This window comes from Nitrincola tapanii (assembly GCF_008368715.1).
Taxonomy (GTDB): domain Bacteria; phylum Pseudomonadota; class Gammaproteobacteria; order Pseudomonadales; family Balneatricaceae; genus Nitrincola; species Nitrincola tapanii.
This window is the reverse complement of the sequence record NZ_SMRS01000004.1, coordinates 75,752-100,047: the sequence shown is the minus strand read 5'-3', so window position 1 is coordinate 100,047 and position 24,296 is coordinate 75,752. Positions and strand designations below refer to the sequence as shown.

20 protein-coding genes are annotated in these 24,296 nt (G+C 50.0%); 5 read left to right on the top strand and 15 right to left on the bottom strand.

The genetic code is table 11. The annotated features are described in order from the left end of the window. Positions 1 to 41 precede the first annotated feature (41 nt). Both E1H14_RS06300 and E1H14_RS06295 read left to right on the top strand, forming a co-directional pair. Positions 42 to 1,328 carry a ferredoxin reductase family protein gene (locus E1H14_RS06300; protein WP_149390606.1) on the top strand — a complete coding sequence of 429 codons (1,287 nt, stop codon included), beginning with the start codon at positions 42 to 44 and terminating at the stop codon, positions 1,326 to 1,328. Between the two features lie 108 nt (positions 1,329 to 1,436). Continuing rightward, positions 1,437 to 1,760, top strand: coding sequence for a PepSY domain-containing protein (locus E1H14_RS06295; RefSeq protein ID WP_149390605.1), 324 nt, complete (start codon positions 1,437 to 1,439; stop codon positions 1,758 to 1,760). A 180-nt stretch (positions 1,761 to 1,940) separates the two neighbouring features. On the opposite strand, the gene E1H14_RS06290 is transcribed toward E1H14_RS06295, so the two are convergent. After that, positions 1,941 to 2,735 (bottom strand): SDR family NAD(P)-dependent oxidoreductase, encoded by a 795-nt coding sequence (locus E1H14_RS06290; protein WP_149390604.1) that lies wholly within the window; start codon positions 2,733 to 2,735, stop codon positions 1,941 to 1,943. Between the two features lie 41 nt (positions 2,736 to 2,776). Further along, on the bottom strand, positions 2,777 to 3,601 hold the full coding sequence (locus E1H14_RS06285) for a DODA-type extradiol aromatic ring-opening family dioxygenase (RefSeq protein WP_268814359.1): 825 nt from the start codon (positions 3,599 to 3,601) through the stop codon (positions 2,777 to 2,779). A gap of 96 nt (positions 3,602 to 3,697) precedes the next feature. Between E1H14_RS06285 and E1H14_RS06280 the strand changes: the two genes are divergently transcribed. Beyond that, positions 3,698 to 4,621 (top strand): LysR family transcriptional regulator, encoded by a 924-nt coding sequence (locus tag E1H14_RS06280; protein WP_200834049.1) that lies wholly within the window; start codon positions 3,698 to 3,700, stop codon positions 4,619 to 4,621. 254 nt (positions 4,622 to 4,875) lie between these two features. Here the strand turns inward: E1H14_RS06280 and E1H14_RS06275 are convergent, their stop codons facing one another. After that, positions 4,876 to 5,466 carry a hypothetical protein gene (locus E1H14_RS06275; RefSeq protein WP_149390602.1) on the bottom strand — a complete coding sequence of 197 codons (591 nt, stop codon included), beginning with the start codon at positions 5,464 to 5,466 and terminating at the stop codon, positions 4,876 to 4,878. Positions 5,467 to 5,671: 205 nt separating this feature from the next. Here E1H14_RS06275 and E1H14_RS06270 point away from each other — a divergent pair, with 205 nt between their 5' ends. Then, on the top strand, positions 5,672 to 5,935 hold the full coding sequence (locus tag E1H14_RS06270) for a DUF1294 domain-containing protein (protein ID WP_149390601.1): 264 nt from the start codon (positions 5,672 to 5,674) through the stop codon (positions 5,933 to 5,935). 298 nt (positions 5,936 to 6,233) lie between these two features. On the opposite strand, the gene E1H14_RS06265 is transcribed toward E1H14_RS06270, so the two are convergent. After that, the gene (locus tag E1H14_RS06265) at positions 6,234 to 7,520 is read right to left on the bottom strand and encodes a type II toxin-antitoxin system HipA family toxin (protein ID WP_149390600.1); all 1,287 of its coding nucleotides are present in this window, start codon (positions 7,518 to 7,520) and stop codon (positions 6,234 to 6,236) included. After that, positions 7,510 to 7,803, bottom strand: a complete 294-nt coding sequence (locus tag E1H14_RS06260; protein WP_149390599.1) for a helix-turn-helix domain-containing protein — start codon at positions 7,801 to 7,803, stop codon at positions 7,510 to 7,512. The genes E1H14_RS06265 and E1H14_RS06260 overlap by 11 nt, the downstream gene beginning before the upstream one ends. 220 nt (positions 7,804 to 8,023) lie before the next feature. Between E1H14_RS06260 and E1H14_RS06255 the strand changes: the two genes are divergently transcribed. Beyond that, complete coding sequence (locus E1H14_RS06255) at positions 8,024 to 8,224, top strand: P-loop NTPase family protein (protein ID WP_149390598.1); 201 nt, start codon at positions 8,024 to 8,026, stop codon at positions 8,222 to 8,224. Here the strand turns inward: E1H14_RS06255 and E1H14_RS06250 are convergent. From E1H14_RS06250 to E1H14_RS06205, 10 genes are all read right to left on the bottom strand, one after another. Next, the gene (locus tag E1H14_RS06250; protein WP_149390597.1) at positions 8,211 to 8,756 is read right to left on the bottom strand and encodes a condensin complex protein MksE; all 546 of its coding nucleotides are present in this window, start codon (positions 8,754 to 8,756) and stop codon (positions 8,211 to 8,213) included. The genes E1H14_RS06255 and E1H14_RS06250 overlap by 14 nt on opposite strands. Further along, a complete protein-coding gene (locus E1H14_RS06245) occupies positions 8,746 to 10,134 on the bottom strand; it encodes a hypothetical protein (RefSeq protein ID WP_149390596.1) in 1,389 nt (462 codons plus the stop codon). The genes E1H14_RS06250 and E1H14_RS06245 overlap by 11 nt, the downstream gene beginning before the upstream one ends. Beyond that, positions 10,131 to 13,085, bottom strand: coding sequence for a coiled-coil domain-containing protein (locus E1H14_RS06240; RefSeq protein ID WP_149390595.1), 2,955 nt, complete (start codon positions 13,083 to 13,085; stop codon positions 10,131 to 10,133). Before E1H14_RS06240 ends, E1H14_RS06245 begins: the two co-directional genes overlap by 4 nt. A 17-nt stretch (positions 13,086 to 13,102) precedes the next feature. Then, complete coding sequence (locus E1H14_RS06235; protein ID WP_149390594.1) at positions 13,103 to 13,906, bottom strand: hypothetical protein; 804 nt, start codon at positions 13,904 to 13,906, stop codon at positions 13,103 to 13,105. Positions 13,907 to 13,970: 64 nt separating this feature from the next. After that, positions 13,971 to 14,975 carry a hypothetical protein gene (locus E1H14_RS06230; RefSeq protein ID WP_200834048.1) on the bottom strand — a complete coding sequence of 335 codons (1,005 nt, stop codon included), beginning with the start codon at positions 14,973 to 14,975 and terminating at the stop codon, positions 13,971 to 13,973. A 57-nt stretch (positions 14,976 to 15,032) separates the two neighbouring features. Then, complete coding sequence (locus E1H14_RS06225; RefSeq protein ID WP_149390593.1) at positions 15,033 to 16,904, bottom strand: DUF262 domain-containing protein; 1,872 nt, start codon at positions 16,902 to 16,904, stop codon at positions 15,033 to 15,035. 154 nt (positions 16,905 to 17,058) lie between these two features. Beyond that, entirely contained in the window at positions 17,059 to 19,773 is a 2,715-nt protein-coding gene (locus tag E1H14_RS06220) for a DEAD/DEAH box helicase (RefSeq protein WP_149390592.1), read from the bottom strand. 15 nt (positions 19,774 to 19,788) lie between these two features. Further along, positions 19,789 to 21,501, bottom strand: a complete 1,713-nt coding sequence (locus tag E1H14_RS06215) for a site-specific DNA-methyltransferase (RefSeq protein WP_149390591.1) — start codon at positions 21,499 to 21,501, stop codon at positions 19,789 to 19,791. Between the two features lie 50 nt (positions 21,502 to 21,551). After that, entirely contained in the window at positions 21,552 to 23,342 is a 1,791-nt protein-coding gene (locus E1H14_RS06210; protein ID WP_149390590.1) for an AIPR family protein, read from the bottom strand. An 11-nt stretch (positions 23,343 to 23,353) separates the two neighbouring features. Further along, positions 23,354 to 24,196, bottom strand: coding sequence for an Abi family protein (locus E1H14_RS06205; RefSeq protein ID WP_149390589.1), 843 nt, complete (start codon positions 24,194 to 24,196; stop codon positions 23,354 to 23,356). Between the last annotated feature and the right edge of the window lie 100 nt (positions 24,197 to 24,296).

Genomic DNA, 24,296 nt, shown 5'->3' with positions numbered 1-24,296 from the left:
TGTAATGCATCTGACATCGATTATTAGATCTGGAACCGATTATGCCTTCTGTACGCACTTTAACGCTGCTCGGCCTATTACTGTTAATACAACTCACCTTTTGGAAATGGAGTTTAAGTTATGAGCACTTTCTAACACTTAGTGGTTATCTTGCCATGAATTTCATGTCCATCACGGTGTTATTAGCCTCTCGCCCCATCTGGCTGGAAATACCAGCAGGCGGTCTAGACATGATGTATGCTCTGCATAAATGGACGGGGCTTTTAGCACTTGTTTTTGCCTTGGCTCACTGGCTGACCGAAATGGGAGAAGATCTCCTGAAGGCAATCTTGGACAGAGATCGAAGCTTGCAGGAACCGCATTTTTCCGGACTATTGGATAGCCTGCAAGATGGAGCTGAAGATATTGGAGAGCCTGGACTCTATATCTTGCTATTCTTGATAGGCATCAGCCTGCTACGCTGGATACCCTATTTTTATTGGCGCCAGCTGCACCGCTTGATGCCTTTAATTTATCTGGCACTCACCGCTCACGCTCTACTGCTGGCTCCACTCAGCTGGTGGCAAGAACCCACTGGCTGGGTTATGTTTTTGCTCATACTCGGCGGTATCTTTGCTTCTGTACAATCCTTAAGTGGGAAAATTGGAGGCAGTCGGCGTTACCCAGGAAAGGTCACCGAGATTAATCCACTTTCCAGCCAAATCAACGAGATAGTCTGTGATCTCGGAAAAGAATGGCCTGGACATTGTGCTGGACAATTTGCACTGGTTACCTTTGACCTAATTGAAGGGCCCCATCCCTTTACCCTCGCCAGCGCAGATCAAACTAACGGACAACTGCGATTCCAGATCAAAGCCTTAGGTGACTACACCCGTAAGATCTCGCACTCCTTACAAGTAGGCCAGCAAGTTAAGGTGGAAGGCCCATATGGTCGCTTTGATCCTGAACATGGCCGTATACAAGCACAGCAGCTCTGGGTAGCCGGTGGTATTGGCATCACGCCTTTTCTAGCGGCATTAGAATACAGACTCATGCATCCCGAACACATACATTCAGCGGTTACACTACACTATTGTTCTGCAGGAATGGAGGAAGATCCGATGGCGAAACAGCTGAAACAAATGATCTCACATCTGCCAGAAATTACCCTTCACCTCCACGACAGTGAACAGGGACAACGTCTGACGACACACAACTTATCTATCTGCCAGCCAAAAGTGGATCTGTGGTTTTGTGGCCCCCAGACCCTCGCGGATTCACTGCGTAATGGCTTAAAACAGTCACCACTTTCTCTACGCTTTCATCAAGAAATTTTTAAATTTCGCTAAATCACTTCAACGTTCAGGCCCATGTCAGTTTCATAACTGAAGATCTTACCCAGTAGCAAAAAAGCTCGATCAATACCCACTTTTAGACAATGCTTTGAGGAAAAGATGATGAAAAAAATTACCTTAATTTTGCTGACTTCTACCAGCCTTACAGTGTCCGGATTCACCCTTGCTGGAGATGATTGCCAGGATCCGATTAACACTTGGCAACCTCGGGAAACACTGCAACTCATGCTGGAAAAGCATGGCTGGCAAGTCGATCGCATCAAAGTAGATGATGGGTGTTATGAGGTCAAAGGCACGGACACTCTCGGCAATCGATTTGAAGCGACTTACTCCCCTGCAACGCTGCACATTCGGGAGCTGGACATTAAGTTCAAGGGACAAGGCTCTGCAACACAATACTTAGATCGTAAAAACCCATTAGAGTAAGCCTCTTACCTTCCCAGGCTCCCTTTGGGATTCTAGCGTTAAGATCAAGCCACGCAGAATTCCACAGGGAGTCACTTTTTCCGCATGATCGAATTACCACTACCAGCTCATGCCACCTTCATCTGATCGAGGCAGTGGTTAGTATTCTATGCAAAGATGTGTTTCAACAGAATCTGGGGGTCACGCGATACTTTCAACGATCCCTCCTTCAACACGCAAGGCGGCACCTGTCGTAGCACTGGCCTGTTCAGAGGCCACGTAAACACACAAATTAGCGACTTCTTCAGGTTCAGCAAAGCGCTGCAGTAAGCTGGAAGGACGATTTTCACGCAAAAAAATACCCGGCATCTCCTCAGGCGTAACTCCGCGCTCGCGAGCCATATCCGCCATCATGGTGATGACTCCTTCTGTTCGAGTAGGTCCCGGCAGGATCGTGTTGACCGTAACTCCGCTGCCCGCTAGCACTTTTGCCAATCCACGGGACAGACCCTGTAAGGCCGCTTTGCTCACACCATAGTGCACCATCTCGGCCGGAATATTGAGAGCCGACTCACTGGAGATGAACTGGATACGCCCCCAACCACGGGACTGCATGCCTTTTGCGTAGTGGCGTGACAACCGAATGCCACTCATCACGTTGATCTGATAGATCGTTTCCCAATCAGCATCCTCTATCTCGAAAAAAGGCTTACCCCCATAAATACCCAGATTGTTGACTAGAATATCAACGTCTGGTTGTTGCGCGATGATCGTTTGACAGCCTTCAGCACTACCGGCATCGGCCAAAATAGTTTTGATATCATTTCGCCCTGTTGTCTTTACAAGAATAGCCTGTGTCTGATCAAGCTTATTCTGATCACGACCTACGATGGTCACCTGAGCACCCGCCTCAGCAAGACCGGTAGCGATCGCAAGGCCTATACCTGCGGTTGAACCGGTGATAAGTGCCTGTTTGCCGCTTAATTCGATCTGCATTGAGTATCTCCTGAGTCTTTGGGGTTATAACCTTTGTTTCATTATCCAAAACGAAACGCCGACAATCGAGTTTCGAGTACCTGTTCTGAATACACTTTATGCCCTACATCGTCTCCGGCAGCCCCGGCAACGACCATCAAGGGAATAAGGTGTTCTTCTCTGCCGAGTGGATGACAATCGGTCGCATAGGGTGCGTGAGACCAGTCACTTAGATTGATCCAGCGCTGTTGCTCTTGGGTTGCAACCGTTTCTGTCAGCCATTGATCAAATACCTCTGAGCGTTCAGTAAAATTGCGATCGCCATAGCCGCGCATGTTGTGAAAGCTCATACCGCTTCCGATGATCAACACCCCTTCTGCGCGCAAGGATGCCAGTGCCTTGCCAACGGCTAGGTGGGCTTGCGGGTCAAGATCGTTGCACAGCGACAGCTGCACCACTGGGATATCCGCTTGGGGGAAGATCAATTTCAGAGGAATGAACATGCCATGATCAAAGCCACGGCTGTCATCCTGACAGTTGGAAATTCCTGCCGTATTGAGTAACTGTGCCACACGCTGGGCAAGTGTAGGGTCTCCCGGTGCGGGATAAGTCAATTCATAAGTATGATCTGGAAAGCCGTAATAGTCATAGATTAGGTCAGGCTGTTTGCCAGAGGTAATGCTGAATTGAGTCGCCAGCCAGTGTGCCGACACCATCAGAATGGCCCTGGGTTTTGCCGGCAGATTGGCCTGGATATCAGTAAGAAAGTCGGCCATACCTCGCCAGGTATCCTTCGGACTCCAGTCCATGAAGAAGCAGGGACCCGCACCATGAGGTATGAACAATACCGGTTGAACAGATCCGATCTGCGATGCGTGTCTAGTCACACTTACCCCTTTTATATGTTCTGCTACCTGTTTGCCCCACTATAGTTTAATCCAAAAAGTGTGATAATCCGCTAATATAAAGGATCACTTTTAACCATGAGTGTGAGGTGGGTGTTGGATCGTTTTACCAGCATGAGAGTGTTCGAGCAGGCGGCAACTCGAGGTAGCCTTTCGGCAGCAGCGCGTCATTTAGGCATATCACCTACCATGGCGACCAAGCATATCGATGCGCTAGAGGCCCGTTTTGGCGTCAAACTGTTACACCGCACTACCCGCCAATTGACGCTAACTGATGCGGGTTCCGAGTATCTGCAGGCCTGCCAGCGGATATTGCAGGAGCTGGATGAAGCGGAATCTGAAATTCAGGCACAACGACATGATGCCGTAGGGCGCTTGCGCATGAATGTTCCTCTCTCTTTTGGTACCCGCTTTATTGCCCCGTTGTTACCGAACTTTTCTCGACGCTATCCGCTGATCGAGATTGAACTGGGGTTGAGTGATCAGCAACAAAACCTGCTTCAGGATCGCTGGGATCTGATTATCAGGATCGGACATCTGGTTGATAGCTCACTGAAAGCGCGACGTTTAGGTAATTGTCCGATGAAAGTCTGCGCATCACCGGACTATCTCCAAAAACACGGCATACCGCGTCGTGTTGAGGAGCTTTCAGGGCATAACTGCCTGAGTTATACCCTGTCTCCCCTGCAAGGAAACGGTAGCTGGTTGTTTGGTGTAGGAGGCGAGATCAAGGTGCCGGTCAAGGGCAATCTGCAGGCAGATAATGGTGATGCCCTGTTGGCAGCCGCCATTCATGGACAGGGAGTGATCTATCAACCGAACTTCATTGTGTCTGACGCACTCGCCAATCAGTCTCTAGTGGCACTCGAGCTGGATCATCCCCTGGTTGATCTCGGTGGGCTGCACGTGCTCTTTGCACCGGATCGTCGATTACCTCTGAAGGTAAGAGCCATGATCGACTATTTGGTAGAGGTGTTTTCAGACACCAATCATGACGTATGAGATGTTGGATGAACGTTTACAGTCTGGGTTTTAAGCAATCGGCAACCATGATGATGGGCTCTTTCTTTACGATTGGTTGAGTCAACTACCAATCTGGCACATAAATGCCATAGGAGGGGGAGTCCATCCCATTTCCCTAGGCGATAATAAAACACACACTTTGCTGAGCACGGGATACCTGTTGAGACTGACCGTATTTGGCTTTATGCATACTTATAAATTTCAGATCAAACATCATGCTTGTTGAAAAAAGCCTAATCAGAAACTCGTGAAAAACCGAAATAAAGCACTGCATTTTCCTCATTGTCAGGCTTTTTCGTCGGCATGATACCGACCACCACGACAGCATCATTAGTGGCCAAGGATTCAACCGCAAAGGCATAACGGCTGAAGTCCTCTTGGGCTGGCTGGTACTCCCGGTAAATACATTGCAAAGAAGAGATCTTTCCTGAGCCTAACAGCGGCGCAAACTCGCTAGGCCAACACGTCACGTAATCCGGCAGCATTTTTACGTTGTCGACGTTGGCAATCACGCCATGCTCGGAGGCCTCTAGCACAGCGATAACGTCACTCAGATCAAGGCCGATAATGCTTTGCTCGGCCCAGCAATTGACGAGGAGATCCAGCAGTTGTTGCATCTGCTCATCATCGGTTTGGGTATTCAGGAAAGAGACGACGCGACTGACTCGATCCGTGATGGTCACTTTGACCTGGCCGCTGGGCATAAAGGCCAGCGTCATATCGGGAGCTCGTGATAAAGCCGTAGAACCGGGTACCGACCAGCGGAGTAAGTTGTGATGCGGATCCACGCGGATTTCCAGTCGATCCAACCAGCCTACAAGCATTTCATTTCGTATTTCCAAAGATCTTCTGCAACACCGGGTACGCCCCGCAATCGAGGCATTCCTGGCAGAGCGAGGTCTTGAACTCTCAAAGGAGAAGACCCAAATCACGCATATCTCAGAAGGTTTCGATTTTCTGGGTCAAAATGTCTGTAAATATTCGGGTAAGCTGCTCATCACACCGGCCCGCAAAAGCGTGAAAGCGCTCATGGATAAAGCAGCAGCGCAAGCCGATCGGCACCGCACCCCAGAGACGATTTTGCATATCATGGCGCTGTTGGGTGGCTGGCCTGGAGCATTGTTTGCTCAGAATTTTTTGCGTCATAAGTCAATGAAAGTGGCGTTCCGAACCACCTTTTGGTGGACGGTGGGCCTTAACTTGGGGCTGATAGGATTTTTAGTCAAAACAACGTGTCAGCGGGTTCACGATATTTCCTTCATCCGCCAAAAGCCAGTCATAGATTGTACTTGAACAACGTTAAGATTACTTGCAATAAGCGCGATGTGATCATTCACTCTGGCCACAACATATGGACTCTCAACGAAGTCCAATCGCCCTCCAGCCTTCGAAGAATCGGCAATACTTTGCGGGATAAACAAGCCAACCAGCAAAGACTGCAGGGCAGGTTACATTGTTCAATGAGGGTAAAACGTTGGCTGCGAGGAACGCTGATAAACTATTAGAAACTACCCAGTATCTGAAAAAAACACTTGCACAGCAGAGAATCGTAGAAGAGACGATGAGTGCGCTCCCTTGAGCTCCAGTCAATTCAAACTAACAAACGCTGATTGGCTTCCCTTACGCGTTTCAGCTGTGTTGATACAAGCTGGGCAGTTTTGCGACTCAAGCCATATTCACGTGCCAGCATGTAAAACTCAGACAATACATCCAACAACTCGATAATACATTGGCGTGCTTCATCCCATGTAAATCCGGCACGCGCGGCCAGTGTCTGCATTGCTTTGACCGTTGGCGTTTGGCCATAGCCAACAAAGGCAGTGGCATGCTCACCGAATGGATGGGGACTGAAAGTAACATCGTAAAAAGGTGCCAGTGACCAGTCGCCATTATCCGCCTGTAGAAACGCCCAATTTTTACTGTGATCGTCCTGATTACAGACGAACAGATTGAACAGGGCTCGACGAAACTGCAATCGTCCAGCGGCAGGAGATTTGCACACGTGGCGGCTGGCCTTGATCAGATCTTCGTAATCCAGGCTCGGTGCGCGGAAGTCTGCATCCAACAAGCCGCAAGCGCTATGCATGTGCAGCCGACCTGCCCGATTGGTACCGTTCACCAACCAGTCAAACCGTTTGATTGCCAACCATACATCGGCGCCGCTGCCCTGTGCCGCCGGTACAAACTGCCATTCGGGTGGTTCAAGCTGCGCCCGTTTTGCCAGACTCAAAAAGATCGCTTCACAGATGCCCTCTTCATGTCCCAACGGTAAATTGTGGGAAGAAAATTTAACCAACCAAGCTTCATCACCGGATTTGGCCAGCGTACTGCATCGATTGAGGTCACCGGGCTGAGCATACACCTGCGCCTTGGGCCTCGCGCCCCCAGAGCTACCCGCCGCCGCCAACGCTGCCAAAACTTCTTCTGTCTGACCCTCATACAGCGCCTGAGCTTCCAGCCCAAGGGTATGCAGGTCTACTGCTCCATCGGCTGCCGGGCAATAATCCGAGACATGAGCAAAAGACAACGCTCCGATACCGCTCCCCCCCACAAAGGCCAAGCGATCCATCGGCGTTACCTGAGCCGGCAGGATGTCATGCTGACGGAAAAGTCGATCCTGCAATAACAGGCCCCAGCCGTCCGGCAATGCATCCGCAAAAACGCCGTGCAGACCACCATGCGGTTCACGGGGTGCCCGTTGCAACTCGGTTGTCGGCCGAAGCGTAAGCGGTGACAGGTTGCCGAATTGATGCAGATAGTCCTGATCGTATTGGAAGAAAATACCTTGACGGTTTTGTGCCAGCACGCCCACTGCAACCTGTTCACCCGTGCTGAGTGTACGGATGACATCAAGCCTTTGTACCGGCTTAAAACTCATTGCTCAGCACCTCTTCTATACTGGCAGGCATGCGGTCGCGTTGCCCCCTGCTCTGGGTCAGGCCGTACAGTCGAGAGAGGTCATCCAAGGTCTGCCAAAGCAGCAACAGCTGGCGAAAAGAGATTTGCCCAGTCAGCTCGAATTTCTTAATCGTAGGGGCAGGCACACAACTGCGCTGAGCAAGCGCTTCACGCGACATTTTGGCCTGTTCACGCAGTCCTCGTAGATGAGCCGCAAAGGCCTGCTGAACATCCTGATCATCGAGCAACTGGAATTTTGGCATAGCGGGTACCAAGCTGTTGAGTGATGTGTATCTTTTCCGATATGGATACCATTATATCCCAAAAATAAGAATTAATCAGGAAATGGATACTGCCGTATCTATCATATACACCAGTATAGACATTGCTCGGCATGGTCAAACTAAAAGAGCTTGATACAATCATCTCACGTTCTATGGCTTACAGCTTGCAGGATGCATGACACGCGGTTCACCCAGATGTTTGAGCAGCACCGCACCCGGGCTGTTCGTGCCAAAATTAGAGCAGAAGCGAATCGCCAACCTGCTGTTCATTTTGGATGAACTGGAGAAAGTCGGCGACAGTCGAAACAACGGCAATCCTTATAATGTGCTGCTGCAGGTTCTGGAGCCTGAAAATGCACGTATGTTTGCTGACCGGCTTACTGCCCTCAAGAGTCTGTAACACCAGAAAACAACTCACTGAAAAATGCACTCCCGGCATTACTGAGCACCCAGTTGCCCTTGGCGTTTTGAAAGGCGATCCCGCGTTTGCCCAGGATCTTGTCGATGTTGGGTGCCAAACCGCCTTTGAGGTCACAAGCTGCCAGGATTTCCTGCTTATCATCCCCCTGTGAAATCTGCTCCAGAATTTCAAGACTGACACCTGCATTCGGATCGGTCAGCAACTCAAACTGATACCCCAACTCGGTCACTCCCCGGCCCAGCACCAGCAGCAGGCCTTGTACTTTGCGCACGGCATCATTCTGCGACTCATCGGCATTGTGTGAACGGATGTAAGCAAACCCTTCACGCATCACCAACTCAAAACCGATATTGGAATACAGGTCACGGTAATAGCGATCGAGATTTGAAAACAGCTCTTCATACAAAGGATTAGGCACCAAGCTGCTGTCTTTGAATACATGCTCATTCACGGCCTGACCATTGATCAGCGCTTCATACAGCTTTCGACTTTTCTGTTGATCAACTTGCATGTGCAGGCTCCAGTGCTCTGACGTAATAAACCAGTTCGAATCCGTTATGCTGCAACGCACGTTGGCGAAACGTTGGCATAACGGTAAAGTCCTTTTCGCTCATACACCATTTGATGGCTTCCAGCAGATCGCTAAGCTGGTAGTCAGTCAGTGCCTCGCGCATATGGAGATGAAGCGCCTTGTGAAGATCATCACAGTCATCCGGTGACGCCCATTCGCTCACCCGTTGCCGGATCATCTCTTTTCGATATTGCTGCTGCCGCTCAAAATCCTCACTTTCAGCATCCAGTTCGACGACCCGGGGCACACTGCTCTGTTGACGCAGCTGATCCACACGGACTCGCAAGAACTCTTCAAAATGCAGACGCTGGTCATGCCCATGCCACTCCAATCGGGCGCTGTAACGCACGGCGCGCATGCCTGAAAATATTTGCCCAATCCGGAAAACAGGATCATCTGCACGCAGCTGATTATTCCTGAGGCTACCGTCCTGAAGTGATCGCGCCGCCTGCAACATTTCATTAAAGGCAGCCTCAATAGCGTTGTATTGCAAGCGCTGACGGGCATTTTGCCGCACGTAGCGCTCCAGCGAGCGCCTGATTTTCTCAACATCTTTGGCATGTCCGCGGATGGAGGCACTGGCATATCGAAGCTGCTGGCTGAGGTGCGGCAACCCAGCTTTATGCAGCAGGGTCGCAATGTCCCTCAGTGAGGTCAGGGCCGGCTGCCCATTCTTGAGTGATTCACGCTCATTAAGAAACTGCAGGCTCGGCAATACATGGTGTCGGTAAATCTGGTCGATCTGCTCCAACGCCCTGCTCGCCTGCCGACTTTGCTCGAGATCGCCAAGCTCCAGCTGTTCGACCATCTCTGACAAACGCTCGGCCTGACCTTGCAAGCTGCTTACATTGTCCCGCATTTTCGCTTGGGTATAACGGACATGCTCCCTGAGCAACTCCAATTGCTCATCAAATTGCCGATCCCCTTCGTGTAATGCACATCGAGTCAGCGCTTCCAGGCTGCCTTGAAAACGCCGCCTCAGATCCTCCAGCTGAGCACTGGACAACTCACGTAAACGGCGGCGATCGAAGTGGCGAAACATATCAACCACAAAGGGAGCCAGCACAAAAACCGCTCGATTCCGATCAACCTCGATTACCAGATCCGCACGGCGCAGGTTGTCCAGATCAAATATGGCACGAAGACGCTTCTGCTCCACAACTGTTTGCTGCTCGAGCATCGCCCTTACCAGCTGATGATAGAGCTTGATTGGAACTTCGCCGGGACCGCCCTGCTGGTCGATATGGTCTATAAGTGCGAGGAAGATCGCCTTGTGCTCGATCATGGCGATGAGCGTTTTGTCCGTTGAGACGATCATCCATCTGCCTCAACCAACTCAGGGGTAACGCTGTTTTTCGCCAGTGGGCGCAGTGACTCACAGGCACCGTGGTAGACCACACGGCGTTGCTCGCTGTAAGCCTTCTCCGTGGCCTTGAACATACCCAGATAAATGTAATGGCGCACCGCCTGCACAATCTCGGCCGACATATCCGGGCTCGCTCCAAACAGCACAAAGCCATGCTGCTGGGCTATCTCAACCGCCGTCTGCAGGTTCTGTTGGTCGATCGAAGCCATTTCATCCATCACCAACGGCAGGCAAATTTGCGCATCCTGCGCCAGCAAGCGCTTCAGCAGGATGGATAACAGCAGGCTGTTGACCATACTGGTGGTACCATTGGATTGTGCATTCTCGGTGAATTGGTCCTGCCCAGACAGACGAAACCGATACCGTACCTTCTCGATCAACTGATGCATCTGCAGTACCCGTCCGTAGCGTCCGGAATCGCGGAAGAATTCGTCACAGAAGTCATTCAGGCGTTGATACAAGCGCTGGTCATGCAACTCCTCTCCAAACAGGTTGATCTTGTCCAGATCGCTCAGCAGCAGTTGAAAGCGGGGATGAAGATCACAGGCAAACTGAACTTCTTCCAGGTTTGATACGCTGTAGGCGCCAAACTCGCGATTGATTTCGGCGATAAATCCTCTGATCTGACGCCCGGCATCTCGCAATGCGTCCATCTGTATGGATGTGTTTTTGTTGTGCGCACGTACCCGGTTGTCATAGTCCATCTGCTGCCCTTCAAGGGTACTGAACAGCCGCTCAAACTGCTGACGCAAGGCCTTCACATGTGCCATCTCGAAGCTCACCCGGTAAGACTCACTGCCGTCGCTTTCCAACAACTGCTGGCTCAGCAGCGTGCGCAGAGCCTCCATCAGTTTCTGCTGCAGTTCACCCATCTCAATGCACTGACGCTCCAAAACAGCAAGCGCATCCTCCGGTAGTGTGCGGGTCATGGGTTCAAGGTGTGATGCCCACCCTTGCAACACACCATGACTGTTACGCAACAGCTCCAGACGACCCAGCTGTTCAGACACGGTCTGTTTTTGCACCTTCAGGGCGTCCAGTGATTCTCGCGCTTGCTGCTCCAGCCCCAGGGCTTCGTTGTACTGTTTTTTGTAGCGCTCAGAATCGTGCCGGGCGTCCGCAATTTGTTGCTGCAATTCCGCAAGCGATGCTTGCGCTTTTTTGAACTGCTGGAAGTGGGTATCACTGGCCTTCATGAGCGTGATGTGGGTTTGGAGAATACTTAGCTCAGCCTGCTCTGCCTTCAGCTTTTCTCGCTGCTCTGCCTGGGTGAATCGCGTACAGGCCAACAGCTCTTTTAATTCCAGATCTTGTTTCTGAATGGCATCTTTCAGTTTAATCAGTTGTTGCTCGAGCTGCTCTCTTACGGCCTCAGGGTTGTAGGGCAATATTGTGACATTGGGCACAGGTTCACCACACAAAACCCAAGCATCCTCTGCCAACTCAAAAAGACCAGCAAACTGTTGCATCACCTCACGAGATGGCTGATCCAGCACGGGTGTTACTTCGGCAAGTGCGGGGGCAAGGTTATACAGCACCGTGGCGGCTTGTGGGTCCAACTGATCCAGCACTGTAGGCTTAACGTGTTCCAGCTGAACATTGATTCGATCACGTCTTTTACGGTCGCGGATCAAAGCATGATTGAGCTGCTCCATACGCGCTTGACGCTGGCCTTCATCCTGCAAATCCTCAATAAATGCAGCTTTACGCTTTGCCTGCTGCTGCAACTCAGCCAACAGCTCATCAGGATCAAGGCCCGGATACGCACGCTGAATGTCGCTGATCCGTTTAACTGCCGTTTCACTTTGCTTCAGTTGCTGCTCTCGCTCCGCTTGACTACCCTCCAGCTGCTTGACACGATCACTTGAGTCCCTGAAACCAGTTTTGACCTTATTCCAGACTTCTTGAGCGGCCTCATGTGTCTGAACGGCTTTCTCAATCAACGGCACAATGGTTGACTGCTCTGCTGCCAGGGCCGCCTTCAAGTCGACATAAAACTGCCCCACATCGCGTGATTGTGCCTCATACTGCCGATAACAGGTATCGAAACGCTCCCAGTCCTCCCGCGCATTGCTGACCCGCTGAAGCTCATCCCGTTCCGCACGTAACTGTTCATAGTCCTGCAGGATCTGATTGAGATCGATGCTCAACTCATCCGACTTGCGCTGCTTTTCTCCTTCGATAATTGTTGCCAGCGCATCGGGCAAGGTTCGACTGTCGTTGGCGCCGATATCAAAGGCCAGATGGATCAGCTGCTTCCAGGCCGCCAGCTCCCGGTCCGTGCCACCCTGTTTTAGGGGCAGCAGGCAATAGCGGCCCTCTTCGCGGCTCATTGGGTGATAGGCAAAGAGCCGCTCCCGAATGGTTTTGCTGTCATGCAGTGATTCACCGCCCAATTGACTGAGCTCAGCCTGGATAGAAGCGAGTGAAAGTGTTTCCAGCGGTGCACCCAGGCCCTCATTACAGTCAGCGGCAAAATCCCAGAGCAGGTGCCGAATCTCCTCGTAGGCACAGGGCACGACTATACGTGCATAGCTGAACTCCTTGCGCCCTTGATGAAGTAGGACGCAAAAAGGCCCATAGAGGTTTTCGGCTTCCAGCAAGATGAATGAGTTCTGGTCCGGAAAGTAATACTTGAAACTCTCCTGCGCACTGTAGAAATCCCCTGAACGGCTGCAGAAACCAAACTTTCGATCACACTTCTTGAAGTTCTCTTCTGGCAACAGAAACAGCTTGAGCGCATTCAGCATCGAGGTTTTCCCGAGATTGTTGCGGCCAAACAGCGCCGTGTGCTGATCAACCCGAATCTCGGTATAGGCGTAAGCGGCACTGTTCACGAACACTAACTGGCGAATGGCGTACAGATCAGGGCAGGTATCGATTTGTTGAAACAGCGTATCCATGCTTAATCTCTCTTCCGTTAAATGTAGGTTTCCTGCTCGAGGGTCCTGTTAGTTCGGCGCAACAATGCAATCAGCCGGTCTACCTCCGGGCTTATCCCTGTGTAGTTGATCAAGTCTGTTCGCACGTGAACATCCAGCAACCGGTTGGAGGCTGCCAGCCGCGCTTCGATATCGCGAGGATAGAGAAAGCGCATAGAAAACTGTGGCATACGTTGACGCAGGGTTCTAAACATATGAATACCCCCTGGGTCAGGATCGAACAGGCAGTTCAACTCGGCGTAGCGTGACAGAAACGGCTGCAGTATAGCGTTGGTGATTTGGTTACCTGCCGCATATAAAAGATCGACCGGCTCGCTCGGGCACCAGCCACAGTCAGGCAGAATCGCCAAGGTTCGCGCAAGCGCGAGGAAATTCTCAAGGTTCTCAACCAGCAGTGCGCGCTCTGCCGGTTTGACCGGACAATGCCACTCCTGCCCTTCGAACAGTACAACCTGAGGATGGGGTACCGACTCACGGCGCAGTAACAAACAAGCACCGCTCACACTCACCCGATGACTGTTACCGGCCACTGCGGCGCTCACACGGTCTGTCAGCGCTTGCTGAACAAAACGATTTTGTAGTTTATTGAATGCCACTTGGTCAAGAATTTCGACGATATGACGATTGGGCCCGGCAAGCTTGACACGGAACAGGTCCCGTCGCTGACGATCCGTGATGCCTGCAAGCTCCAGCTGTTTCTCAAAAGCACTGTAGTTTACCGGCTTGCCAGCAGCGATTTTTTCAAGGTAGTCAGGCAATCGTGTTTGTGGTGTTTTGGCCACCCTGGCGTGTATCCTCTCTATGAAGCAGCGTGTCAGGCTCACAGCGTCAGCTGGCGCACTGGAATCAAACCCATCTGGGCGGCGGCTCTGGCCTGTTTGCTGCCTTTGGTAATAGCGATCTTATCGCTGGCCAACCAGTGAAAGCGTCTAGGGAATCAATATCCGCGCTGCCCAGACACAGCCGCGTGTTACCCGGCTTTATCTGTGAGCGGTCGGAGGCCTTCAATGCTTGTAGCCCCTTTTGATAAGCCCCTGTTCCCTGGTTTGACTGCAACATACGTATGGCCCAAACGGCCTCCAACAATAGCGGCGAGTGTGTGGATATCACCACCCAGTCGACCCCTTTGCGACGTGGCGTGCCTGCCGATGGCATCAGCCAGTACAGGCTGAACAGCAGCGGCATAAACTCCCGCTGACCGGCCGACCAGGCCATGTACGGCAGGGTAGCCCCACCGACATTGATCACAATCCGTTTTTTCAGGTCATGTACTTCCTGAGTAACGGTTGCGCCATGGAAGATACTGTCATCAATACGATCGCGCAGTACCTCTTTCAGCCGGCTTTTGATCGGGAACAGCTGGTTATCCTTGCCCCCCAACCCTTTCTCCATCAACTGCCGCAGATGCTCACTGAAGCTCTTCACCACAAAGGGGTCTAGTGCTGCAAAACTGTCAAAGTTACGCGGGCGTCCCTGATCCAAGGTCAGCACACGCTGCGCTGGAATAAAGAATACCGACTCTTGATCCTTGCCGTTTCCTTTTCTCAGCCCGGATAGATCAACCGCTTTGCCGTCCGCTTTAACGACCGATTCCTGCCGCCATATAGCCCCCATGCCTTCACCGAACATCAGTGTCAGCAAAGGGTCCCCATCTGTATCAGGCCCCTGATCGTAACTGTAGCCAAAGCGCTTGAGCGTTTTTGTGATGGGACCATGATCCTGCACCAGCTTGAACAGCTGCAGAAACACGCTTTTACCGCTGGCTTGAGGACCAACAAGCAGCGTAAGGTCGCCGAAGTGGACATCCGCATTCTGGATCTGAGCCAGCTGCTCAGCCTGTAGTTGTTTCATGGTCTCGTATTCCAAGGTTCTTTGACGGTACTGTAACTGACCAGCGTCGATTGGGCATCAATATGGCCACACCCTGCTGGCCGCTTCGTACAAAACCTGCCCACGCTGACATATGGTATCTTCGTTCCACTGCGCCAAAGGGTCTTCCCCCTCATGCACTGGGTAGAAATAGCGGTTTATATTCAATTTGCTGTACTTGGCCAATTCCGGACGTTTTTTCTGCCAACTGTCATTAGATAGAGATGGATTCAGGCTGCCGGTAATCAGTGTCAGATTACCCAAGGTGTGCAGCCGTTGATCCCTCAGCTGCGTGAACTGCAATTTGGCCTCAGGGTCGGTCAGATGCTCCTGAGGAATTGGCCAGTTCAGCTCCCACTTGACCGGCATGACGTGCTCAATGGTTAGATCGCTGGGCAGCTCCAAATGCTCGCTCTTGCGGTCAGCCTGCTCTTGGTCGATGGCCTCCAGCACCGCACGAATTTTGTACTGGGCCAATGCGGTATAGATGGGACGATAGAGGATACTGCTTTTAAACTCGTCATCCGTCGGGAACCGCACACTATCACCATCACTAACCTGAAGGACTGTTTTCAGGTTTTCTGCGGTCAGTGCCCCCTCCCGATCCAATGTCCTGATAACATCCAGGAACAGACGGTTGTAGTTCTTGGACGTGAGTCCACAGACCATGCGCCGCACCAGGAAGGACTCAATTACCGTGAGGAAACGTTCGAACTCCTGCCGCTTGGCCGGCAGCAACTGGTCGCAAGCGAGTAATAGAAGGGGATACACCGTCGCGGTATCCACCGCCTCCAGGCGTTTGAGAAATATCGACAGCCGTGAATTGGCTGGCGGCTCCGCAAAGGTCTTGAACGCCTGAGCGTATCGGGATAGTGCCTTGAGTTGCTCCTCGGTCGTAACCGGCATTACAGTAAGTTTTGGCTTCAAGGGCTGCTGCTCTTCAGACAACTCAGCCAATGCCTGCCGGTTTTCGACATACTCTTTGAACGACTCGAACAGGTGAGCCGGACGCACTTCTTCGCGCATCATAAGTGTAAGGTAATGCTGCAGGAACAGATCAATCCGCGGACGCTTGGCTCGGCCTTGGGTGACCTCTTTACGCCAGAACTTATCATCAAAAGCGGACCAGTGGCGCTTATAGAGCCCTTCAATGTCCCGAGCTTCAGTCTGTGCTTTGCGAAACAGGTAATTTTTCACCAGATCGGCGGGCAACAATTGGGTGCCACGGGCGTTAAGGGTTTCAAAAATCACCTGGGATTCATCGTCCTCTCCCAAGTTGATCACCACCACCTGAAGGCCGCTGCTGATCACTTTCCACAGGGCAGCCAGCCTCTCCTCGGTATCGATTGCCTGCTCGGTCACCTCTACCTCATCCAGCACACCGGATATCCAACTGTGCAGCTGGCTGGAAAAATATCGGTAGCCGTCGGTCATTGTATTGGCAGTCAGATCAGCATCAGTTGTCAGCTCGTGAAGAGCTTTGAACGCGTCTCTGTCCCGGTTAGTAGGCCAGACTTTGTATTTTTCGTGCTCGTAGTCAACCTTACTGGCCTTATTGGTCACCAGGTCATTAAAGCGGTCAAAATACTTCTCGTTATCAAGCCGTTTTGCCAGGTCCCTGGCAGCAAGCATAATAAGTTGTAGCGTGGTGAAACGCTGTTGGCCGTCGATGACCTGGTGAGCTTCAATTGAACCTGCAACGTTTCTCAGTTGCTCCAGCACTACAGCACCCAAGAAGTGCTTACGGTGCCGACCAAATTGCAGATCGTAATCCAGCAAGCCCTGGATATCGTCCCACAGGGGCTCCCAGTTCTTTTCCTTGCTCCATACATAGGGGCGCTGAAACAGCGGGATCTGGAATGAAATCGTTCCATCGAAAATCTGGTTCAGGTCTCTGGCCTTTGCATCCATCAGGCGACTCCATGTATTTATCTAATCAAATTACTGTATGAGCTATCAGTTAAGTCTTGATAACCGACCAAAAAACCACATTTATCAGTTCGACTGGTGAAAGGGCTATGGAGCTCCCACCAGTTGTTCCCCACTCACGTCAGTGACGTTTCTATCACTGCTCCCGGCTCTCAAATTTATCTACATAGCTACTCAGAGTATTGGCTTCTTTCACTTGGTCATGAGGGATCAAGAGATACTTCCACTCTTTACCACCGTTGGCTTTCAAGTATTGAGAGGCATTCGAGCACCACTTAACACCGGATTTTGATTTTTCTGTCACTTCTGCACTCCAAGTGCCATCAGCATTTTTATGTTGTGAGCTCTTGGTTTCCACCATCAAAATGTAGTCGTTAGTCTCCACAATAAAATCTGGGACATATTCAGGATGTTCAGTTCCTTTTTTGTAGTACATCTTGAATTGTCCCTTGGCGGGCTTGAACCATTTAATGGCATCACGCTCCAGGATGATGGCGAAGCGCCGCTCGGTGTCAGAATCAAACTTCTGAATCGGGTATAGGCATTTATTGAAACCGCCGAATAGCATTTGTTTGAGCTTGCTTACTTCGGTCACGGTGTCGCGATAGCTTTTCACATCCTGACCTTGGGTAGCGGTATAGGAGCACTCCTTCAGCGTGGTGAATCCACTGCGAACTTCAACTTCATATTCGGTAGCATCTTCATAGAAATGCTTATCCATTTGGGCATGAATCAGCCGGGCAATGGCATCGCTCTGATTCTGAAGAATGTTTTCGACGTCCTTTTCATCATTGACAGCACTCAAGCACTCAACGGCTTGCTTTGCCAAGTCATAAAGTAACTCGGCATGCTCGTCGTAGGGAATGTCGTCGTAGTCGAACAGCTTTTTGAGGATGTAGTTTTCTTTGATGGGCTCATAGTTGCCAGAATCGCCCTCACCAATTTCCGTCTGCTCATTGGTTTGCAGGCTCTGGCTTACCAGCGAACGCTCTTGTGGTTTGAGACCTTTGATGCCCGACACATCGAGTGTAAAGGCGCGGTAACCACTGGTTACGGTGCCTTTGGGCGTTACGATAATACGTGGAATGTCGATAGTGTTATTGACGACTAACGCCGTTGTTTTGGCGACCACATCGGCAATATCAATCTGCTCTTCATCCTCTAACAGCGACTGCTGGCCTTGGGTGAGGTGCTCTTTTACCGCTGCAACAATCTGCTTTTGTACTGATTCCGAATGAAGAGCCTGGCTTGTGGGTGCCTGCTCGGGTTTAGCCTGATATTGTTTGATAACCGCTAGCGCAGCGCTGGCAGCTTTCTTTTCCGGCTCAGAAACAAACAGCGGCTTCTCTTGTGTTGTCGGTTTGTAGGTGGTGCCGGCACTGCCTTTCGTCTCACCTCCAAAAATCTGCGCGTCGATATTTGAGCCTATCTGAAAGTTTTCTTTGCCTTGCTCTTCTTCGAAGTCCACTTCGATGAATTTGAGTTTTCTTAATACGCTATCGTCTTTGTTGGCTTCATCAACGATTTCCTGGAATCGGTCATGGGCGACAATGCTCAACCGATCGACCGGTTCAACACCTGTTCGCTTCCCGTAAGGCAAACGCAAACCACGACCAATGGTTTGCTCTACCAGGGTTTTGGCATTGGCGGCACGCAGCGGCACAATGGTGTAGAGGTTGGTCACGTCCCAGCCTTCTTTCAGCATGTTTACGTGAATAACGATCTCGGTCGGCTCGTCGCTACTTTCGACGTTCAGCAATGCCTGTACGGTTTCTTCTTCTTTGCTGCTGCTATCTACCTGAATCACTTTGCCGGCGTATTTTCCATCGAATACTGTTTCCAGTTTCTCTTTCAACGCTTTGGCATGAGTGGTATCGCGGGCAATGACCAGCATAAAAGGTTTAACGATACGGGTGTCGTTCTCATGGGCATAGGTAATCAACTCAACTTTGGTAGCTTCGTGCAAACGGATGCCATCCTTGAGCTTGATCTCTTCAAGGTCTTCTTTGCTGTACTGGTTAGGGTCGAAGTTCCGTTGCGTGACCACGGCGGGCTCTTTAACAAAACCGTCTTCCATGGCGCGGGCCAAGGGATAGTCCACTACCACATTTTTAAAAGGGATGGTCTTGCTGCCCGCTTCAACTTGCGGCGTCGCGGTTAACTCAAGGCCCAAGATTGGGTTAAGTTCGTTCAGAGCCTTTACGCCTGCACTGGCGCGATATCGGTGGGATTCATCCATTAGAAGAATGAGATCTGGCAGACTTGAAAGGTAGCTGAAGTAACTATCGCCCAGATATTCAGACAACCGTTTGATACGCGGTGCTTTGCCGCCTCGAACTTCGGAGTTGATCTTGGAAATGTTAAACACATTGACTCGCACATTGGCCAAAATATCGCCCATTACCTGTGCGCCGCGTTGTTCGTAGTTATCTCCGGTAATCACTTCGGGCGGGTAAGCGGCGAACTCGGCAATACCTTTGAATACGTACTTAGGTGTACCAGGGCTAAAATCGGCAATCAGCTTTTCATAAATGGTCAGGTTGGGTGCCAGTACAAAAAAATTCTTGATGCCATGTGCCAAATGCAAATAGCTGATAAAAGCACCCATCAAACGGGTTTTACCCACACCAGTAGCCAATGCAAAACAGAGCGATGGAAAGTCCCGCTCGAAATCTTCCAATGTAGGAAATTCAGCTTTTAATGTTTCCAGCAATGCAGGTACATCGTGCTTTGGGTCGAGCAGTCTGTCGCCCGTCGCATCAATGGCTTTGGCCAATGCCTCTAATGATTCCCGCTGCGGTGCACGAAGGCTTAAGCGACCTGAAATTGAGTTAATTATTCTGGTATCCATTTCTTACTCCAATACTTAAAACAGGTCTTCTTGTTCAGGATCTTGCTGTTCATTTTCTTTTTGGGCCATCGGCAGATTCTGCACATTCAAACTGTAATCATCGTGCGCCCACTCGCAATGCTTCAGCACGGCCTTGGGCAGCTTTTTGATAGTGAGATTGGCAAAACGATCAGCCTTGCAGCGGAACGCACCACACATCACCAGCAGCGTTTTGTCGCTACCCACCTCTTCACTGATTTGTTCCAGCTGCTCAACGGAAAGGTTTTGTGTCGTCACATAAATGAAGTCAGTTTCCGTGGAATAGCCATGTTGCCACCAAAGCGTATCGGAGGGGGCATAGGTAAAGCCTTCCAGCTTGCAGACGGCTTCTGCCAGCATTTCTGCATTGAATTCTTTATTGATTACAGGCTGGCCAAAGCGATCGTATTCGATTAACGAAGGGGCCAGTTTGTAATAGCGGAAGCCACCACCACCTTGCCAGTTCACAGACTTCGATATGCCGCCCTGGTCTTCACCATCAATGACTTTCTGAAGTCTTGGAATAATGTGGGTGTGACAGTGCTCACCAAGCTCAACCATAATCCAGCGTCGCCCCATTTTGTGGGCAACTGCGCCTGTTGAGCCTGATCCACCAAAAGAATCCAACACTAAATCGCCGTGATTGGAGAAATGCCTTAAAACAATTTCAATTAATTTTTCTGGCTTTTTACCACTACGAAAATCTACGCCGCCTTCATGCCTGCAATTACCGAAGCTGCCTGCCAAGTCGTAAAAATTTTCGATTGGTGTGGTTTGAACTAGATCCTCATCTTCTAGTTGCTTTAGTGGAACTCCTTGAAAGTATTTGCCTTTTGTCGCGCCAGCTCTTTGTGGGCCCGTAAAATAGCGATAGTCAAATTTGTCATCGCCAATTCCATACACTTTATACAATACGCCCAGGCCATCTTCTTCAACTCTTCCATTAAAGTAATCACGAAAAAATCTGCCGGAAGAGTTTCCGTCTAATATCGAACCGGTAGCCCATATTTCCTTGAGGCCATCCTCTGATCCCTCGCCTTTTACTATTTCGTAGTCACCTTTATTGAAAATTACTACTCGCTTTCCGCCAAGAGTAATTTCCCGTCCTTTTCCATTTTCTTTAATGTAGAAATTGAACTTATCAAACGATTTTTGCTTTATGTTTAGGTTAGGCTTTGCTCCCCAATCTTTACGATATACATGGATTTGCTCAATTTGTTTGTGAAAGCTCATATCCTGTTTAAGAGTTTTGTCGGCATATCTCACTTGCACATACATAGTGCTCAGATAGTTTGAACGTCCGAACACTTCATCCATTAATACCTTTAAATAATGACCTTCAGAGTCATCAATGTGGCAACAAATAAAGCCGTCAGACTTAAGTAAATTTCTCAAAATAATCAATCGGTCTCTCATTAGCGAAAGCCAAAGAGAGTGTTCTACAGCATCATCATAATGCTCAAATGCGTTGCCGGTGTTATATGGCGGATCAATATAAATACACTTCACCTTGCCAGTGTATTCTTGTTCCAACGCTTTCAGTGCAAGCAAGTTATCGCCAAATATCAGCTTATTATCAAAAATGTCGTTTTCAGACACCTTTTGACTGGCATGATAGGAAAGCTCTGGGTCTTCCAGCAGAATGCGAGGCTCCAGCTTGGGACGCTTATCTTTGCCTATCCAGGTCAGTTCGAGTTTTGTTTTGCTCATAGTGGTCTCTTACATAATTCTCAAATTCTTTGTATGTGCCCTTTGCGCAACTAGAGTTGTGCGGCTCGATCCTTCAACACATTAAACAAGCGCTGGTTGTAGGGATCTTCCGGCGAAAGCCTTCCCTGAAGTGCAATCACCGCAGCATCCTGTTGTACGCCTTGATGTTCAATCCAAACCTTATTGATGAGTTTGGCGGTATCGGGAATACGCTTGAAAAACGCGTGGTGCGCCGAGCCCATAGCAACCACTGGGTATTGATCGGCAAACTGTTGCCGAACCTCATCAAAGGGCACGCTCAAACACTGTCTCACATGATCTGTATCCAGCAACTCGTTACCCTCAATTTTGCTTCGCAGTTGCTTCATCAAAATGCTGGCAATGGCATAGCCGCAATGACGATAGACCAACTTTTCTGGGCTGGGAGAACCACGTTCCGCTTGTGTCACCAACTCATGGATAACCTCAAATGCAGTGTGAGCATTCAGTGCTTTGTGGCCGGTTAGCTCTGGTGTGAACAGGGCTTGATAAGAATCGCTGGCCGAGTTGGTAAATTGACTGGGTTCGGATTTCAAGCGTGCAGGGAAACGAATGTCGTTATGCAAGCAAGCCAACGCTTTTGCCAGATTATCAATAGTTATAACGGGAATGCCGATTGTGGTTTGACGCTGTGGGCGGTATTGATAGTCAACACCAAATAAAGCTATTTCCTGTCTTAGCCTTTCCTGGTTGTCATCAAGTGCAGCGAAATTGGATAGATCGACCGGGTTCTGCAAGTTACGGGCTTTGGTCACCTGCTTATGAAAGTCGTCATTACCGGTATTGATGATGGTAACCAGTACTTGGGCGCTTGATATATCGGCTTCCGGGTTTTGCTCTAAAAACTGGGCTGCTGAAGAGATGGTTTGCGCACCATTGACGACGGATAGCCCGAGCACCTCAATATTTTTGCTAAGCTTTGAGCTTTTGACATTTGACTTGGCTTCCACATGGTTTCCGACAAGCGTGATGCCGTTGTTTAAATGCATAAAGTTCTGTGGTGCATTCAGCAGCGTATCTCGAATGGCCGAATTCACGCCTCTGCGGCCAGCACCGATAAAGTAACGGATATTCTTTTCATACAACGCGCGCCCATGTTTTTTGTGGAGCGCAATGAGATCTTCGACTTTTGCAAGGCCAAATACCGAATAACGAGGCTGGCTAGTGGTGCGGAACTTGTGAACCTGTATCTTCTCATTGATGGGCTTGGTCGCATTTTCTGCCCTTAATGCTTCTTCAATGGCTTCTGGCCCGAAGATTACGGGCTCAAGCACCAGCTGTTCTTCACCGTCATCAATCAGTGACTGAACTTTTTGCTGGATTTCATTCTTGGCCTGAATTGATATGCCATCACCTGAGTACGCGATTATGAGCTTGATAATATCGCACTCGTCTAATGCATCTTCTATCTGTTGCTGGATGTTTTGTACATTCTGATTAAACTGTTCAAAATTTTTGTCAATCAATAGGTCGATGCCACTCAAGAACGACTGAGCCTCATCCAGTTGGAACTGTTCACTTGCCTTGAGCTTACTTTGCACCAGGTAGAGGGTTTTTTCGTCTTCGTGGTAATAAATGGCATCAATGCCTTTGTCGTTGTAGTCGTCTACTACGGCCTTGGCTGCAGTCATCGTGTCCAGATCGAATAGCTTCTGTAGTGCAAAGGCACTAAATGCACGGGAAATCTGTTTATTCTCTCGATCTGCTGGGTTCCCGTCCCCTAAAAGTGGAGGTAAGTGCGGGGCAAATCTGTTCTTCAAGAGCTCTTTCAAAACTGTCAAGAATGCAGCTTGTAATGCCATATAGTAATGCCTTAATTCCAAATGTCTTTTTGTTGCCAATCCGTTGGAAAGCCCATTTTGACTGGATCAACATGATGACTATCAATGAGTTCTTTGAGTCTCATGGCCCAGTGGTTTTCTCCGCAGATGGTATTCATTAGATAAGCCAACAGAACGAAGGTGTTGTAGAGTTTTCTTAGTCGCCTGTCGGTGTCCGGTAAGTTGAACAGACTGTTAATCAATTTCTGATCACCCCGGCGTGGCAGCATCGGGGTTTTGGTAAAATCACGATTCCACAATCTGGCATGATGTGCTGCGTGATTACGCACTAGCGAAAGGTGCTCGCAAAACGATGTCATCACTTTCTCGTCCAGTCCATAAATGCGGCTGATCGCTTGTCGATCCGCTCTGGCCTCGATATTTGAGAACCATTTCGATAATTGTCCCATTGTCATTAATTCAACCACGGCCCAGATGGGTGGCTGTAGCTCTTCGTACTTTTGGGTAAGGTGTTTGATAAACTCTTCGCGGCTCCGATTAATGTCATTGTCCAGCTTGTTGAGACATGCGCCATAGATAACCGGGTTGTGAAATATCTGCGGCTTTAAGTGCGGGTGAGCCGTCGTATGATTATGGCTGAGGTGGTAGGCCAGTTGAGTACGCAGTGAGACCTCAAAGCGCTCGATAGCATCCAGCACCAGCAAGCGCAGCTCTCGGTCAAATACGTAGAGGTTGAATACGTCTTCGAATCCGGTGCCTGCTTGGAATTGATGGCTAGCGTGATCTTGCTCGAATGGGAGGCAATAGGCCGCAAACCGATAGTAGTTAAGCTGGGAGAGATAGAACGCCGCTTTTTGCTCATCAGGGATAAGCATGCCTCGTTGCTTAAGCAGACTAACCTGGTCGGCAAAGGTGGTGGGTTGCTTAGTAAAGGGAACTTTGTTTGGGCGTCTTGATGTTCGATTTCTGTTAGCA